The organism is Saccharopolyspora sp. NPDC002686, from assembly GCF_040295745.1.
In the GTDB taxonomy this organism is placed as follows: domain Bacteria; phylum Actinomycetota; class Actinomycetes; order Mycobacteriales; family Pseudonocardiaceae; genus Saccharopolyspora; species Saccharopolyspora oryzae.
This window is the reverse complement of the sequence record NZ_JBEOVY010000534.1, coordinates 1-3,495: the sequence shown is the minus strand read 5'-3', so window position 1 is coordinate 3,495 and position 3,495 is coordinate 1. Positions and strand designations below refer to the sequence as shown.

The window sequence follows — 3,495 nt, the reverse complement described above, 5'->3', positions numbered from 1 at the left end:
GCCGCGCCGGACATCCCGCAAATTCCATTGAAATCGGACCTTCGATTTCAAGGAATTTGCGTCCCGCCGGTGCCCGGAGCGCGCCGGATCTCGAGAGGACCGATCAATGCGAACGACACTGTGCGACACCCTGGGCATCGAGCACCCGATCGTCGGGTTCACGCCGTCCGAGCACGTCACGGCGGCGATCAGCCGGGCCGGCGGGCTCGGGGTGCTGGGCTGCGTGCGGTTCAACGACCCCGACGAGCTGGACGCGGCGCTGGACTGGATGGACGCCAACACCGGCGGCAAGCCCTACGGGGTGGACGTGGTGATGCCGGCGAAGATCCCCACCGAGGGCGCCGCGGTGGACCTGGCGGAGTACATCCCGCCGGAGCACCGGGATTTCGTCCGGCGCACCCTCGACGAGCTGGGTGTGCCGGAGCTGCCCGCCGACGAGCAGCAGCGGGAAGGCGTGCTGGGCTGGCTGCACTCGGTGGCCCGGTCGCACGTGGACGTCGCGCTGCGGCACCCGGTGCGGCTGATCGCCAACGCGCTGGGCTCACCGCCGGTGGACGTCATCGAGCAGGCGCACCAGCACGACGTCCTGGTGGCGGCGCTGGCGGGCAAGGCCGAGCACGCGGTGCGGCACGTGGACAACGGCGTGGACATCGTTGTGGCGCAGGGGCACGAGGCCGGTGGGCACACCGGTGAGATCGCCAGCATGGTGCTGGTGCCGGAGGTCGTCGACGCGGTCGGCGACCGGGTTCCGGTGCTGGCGGCCGGCGGCATCGGGTCCGGACGGCAGGTCGCGGCGGCCCTCGCGCTCGGCGCCAGCGGTGCGTGGATGGGGTCGTACTGGCTGACGACCGTCGAGTACCAGCAGATCCCGGGCAACTCGGTGACGCAGCAGGCCCTGCTGGCGGCCGGGTCGAGCGACACGGTGCGCTCCCGGATCTACACCGGCAAACCGGCTCGGCTGCTCAAGACCCGGTGGACCGATGCGTGGGCGGTGGACGGTGCGCCCGATCCGCTGCCGATGCCGCTGCAGAACATCCTGGTCAGCGAGGCCCACCAGCGCATCATGCGGGCCGAGGACCCGTCGGTGGTGTCGATGCCGGTGGGGCAGATCGTGGGCCGGATGAACGAGGTCCGACCGGTCGCGGACGTCATGGCCGACCTGCTGGCCGAGCTCGACAAGACCATCACCGGTCTCAACGACCTCCGCTGAGCGATCGGGACCGGGGTGTCACCCACCCCGGTCCCGATGCCTGCGCACCGGTGGTCCGTGGAACCGCAGTTTCAATTGAAACTGTGATCCGCCGTGCCTGGGAACCGCAGTTTCAATTGAAACTGCGGACCACCGGCGTGTCGGGACCTGTCCCACCGGCGGGTGAGATGAGTTCTGGTGTTCCAGCGGGGATTCGGTGTCCGGTTTCCGTTGGAGCAGCAGGTCGTTCTGCGGGAGTCGGTGGGGTTAGGGCCGGGGGACGTAGGTGGAGTCCTCGCGGTGGTAGACCGGGTCCTGGGTGTTGAGGGCTTCGGTCATCAGGTGGCGTTTGAGGATCTTGTGGGTGGCCGTGCGCGGGAGATCGGTCGCGAGGCGGATGTAGCGGGGCCACTGCTTGGGGCCCAGGTCCGGTTGGTCGGCGAGGAAGTCCGCCAGCTCGGCCGGGGTGAAGGCGGGGGTGGTGACCAGGGTGGCCATCACCTGGTCGCCGGTCTTCGGATCCGGGACCGCGTAGACCGCTGCTTCGCGGATCTCCGGGTGGCGCAGCAGGATTCGTTCGATCGGGGCGGTGGCGAGGTTCTCGCCGTCGACGCGGAGCCAGTCGGCGGTGCGGCCTGCGAAGTGGCAGAAGCCTTCGGCGTCCAGGTAGGCCAGGTCGCCGCTCCAGTACATGCCGTCGCGCATCCGGTCCGCGTCGGCGTCCGGGGCGTTGTAGTAGCCGGCGAACCAGCCGGAACCGGTGGTGTTGACCAACTCGCCGATGGCTTCGCCGGGGTTGAGCAGCTGTCCTTCGGCGGAGAACTCCGCTGTGGCGCAGGGCTTTCCGGTGTCCGGGTCCAGCACCGCCACGCCGTCCGGGAGGCGGCCGAGCGCGCCCGGCGGGGTGTCCGGGGTGCGGGGGATCGCGATGCCGCCCTCGGTGGAGCCGAACCCGTCGACCACCCGGCAGCCGAACCGCTCGGCGAAGCGCCGCACGTCCTGCTCGTTGGCCTCGTTGCCGTAGACCACGCGCAGCGGGTTGTCCGCGTCGTCCGGCCGCGGTGCGGTGGCGAGCACGTGGGAGAGCGGTTTGCCCACGTAGTTGGCGTAGGTGACGCCGAACTCCCGCACGTCGGGAAGGAAACCGGACGCCGAGAAGCGGCGGCGCAGGGCGATGGTCGCGCCGGCGGCCAAGCCGACCGCCCAGCCCGCCATCAGGGCGTTGGAGTGGAACAGCGGCATCGCCACGTACGCCACGTCGTCGCTGGTCAGCTCGAAGCGGTCGGCCAGCATCCGGCCGGGGAAGGCGATCTTGCCGTGCGTGCAGCGGACCGCTTTCGGGTCGCCGCCGGTGCCGGAGGTGAACACCAGCACCAGCAGGTCGTCGGGATCGGTTGCGACCGGGGCGATCTCGGCCCCGGCGTGCTCGGCGAGCAGGGCCGACCACGGGGGAGTGTCGACCAGCAGGACCGGAACGCCCAGGTCCAGGCCTGCGAGCAGGTCGGCGTGCGCCGAGTCGGTGAGGATCACCTGGCAGTCGGTCAACCGCACGTCGCGGGCCAGCGCCTCGCCGCGCCGCGTCGGGTTCAACCCGACCAGCACCGCGCCGGAGAGGGCCGCGCCGCCGAGCAGGAAGGCGAACTCAGGGACGTTGCCGAGCAGCACCCCGACGTGGAACGGGCCTGGGCCGCGCAGGGAGCGCAGCAGCGAAGCGTACTGCGCACTTGTGCGCACGACCTCGGCCCACGACCACGAGCGGTCCTCGAAGCGCAGACCGCAGTGCTCGTCCTTGGCGCGGTTCAGCAGGAGTTCGGTCACGGTCGGTGTCATGTCAACCCGCCAAAGCGTCGCCGAGCCGACCGAGCTGCACCGCTGCGCCACCGAGGGCGAACTCGTTGCGCTTGGCCGCCACGAAGTAGCGGTGCAGCGGGTGGTCGAGGTCGATCCCGACACCGCCGTGCACGTGGACCGCGGTGTGCGCGACCCGGTGCCCGGCGTCCGCCGCCCAGAACTTCGCGGTGGCCAGCTCCGCCTCGCACGGCAGTCCTTCGTCCAGGCGCCACGCGGCCTGCCACAGCGTCAGCCGGGCCGCTTCGACGTCGATGAACGCGTCGGCGAGCCGCTGGGCGACCGCTTGGAAGCTCCCGATCGGCCGCCCGAACTGCACCCGCTCGCGGGCGTACTCGCTGGTCAGCTCCAGGGCTCGGGAGATGACGCCGACCTGGTGCGCGCACATCCCGACGGTGGCGCGGGCGAGCAGCCAGTCCAGCACCGAGCGATCGTGCAGGACGTGGTCGTCGTCGACC

Annotated in this window: 3 protein-coding genes; 1 reads left to right on the top strand and 2 read right to left on the bottom strand. The window is 71.0% G+C overall.

The features are described from left to right. Positions 1–106 precede the first annotated feature (106 nt). On the top strand, positions 107–1,210 hold the full coding sequence (locus ABTZ89_RS37090; RefSeq protein WP_351053808.1) for an NAD(P)H-dependent flavin oxidoreductase: 1,104 nt from the start codon (positions 107–109) through the stop codon (positions 1,208–1,210). Between the two features lie 246 nt (positions 1,211–1,456). On the opposite strand, the gene ABTZ89_RS37085 is transcribed toward ABTZ89_RS37090, so the two are convergent. Then, positions 1,457–3,019 carry a long-chain-fatty-acid--CoA ligase gene (locus tag ABTZ89_RS37085; protein ID WP_351053805.1) on the bottom strand — a complete coding sequence of 521 codons (1,563 nt, stop codon included), beginning with the start codon at positions 3,017–3,019 and terminating at the stop codon, positions 1,457–1,459. Between the two features lies 1 nt (position 3,020). Next, a partial coding sequence (locus ABTZ89_RS37080) for an acyl-CoA dehydrogenase family protein (protein WP_351053802.1) occupies positions 3,021–3,495 on the bottom strand: 475 nt, incomplete at its 5' end.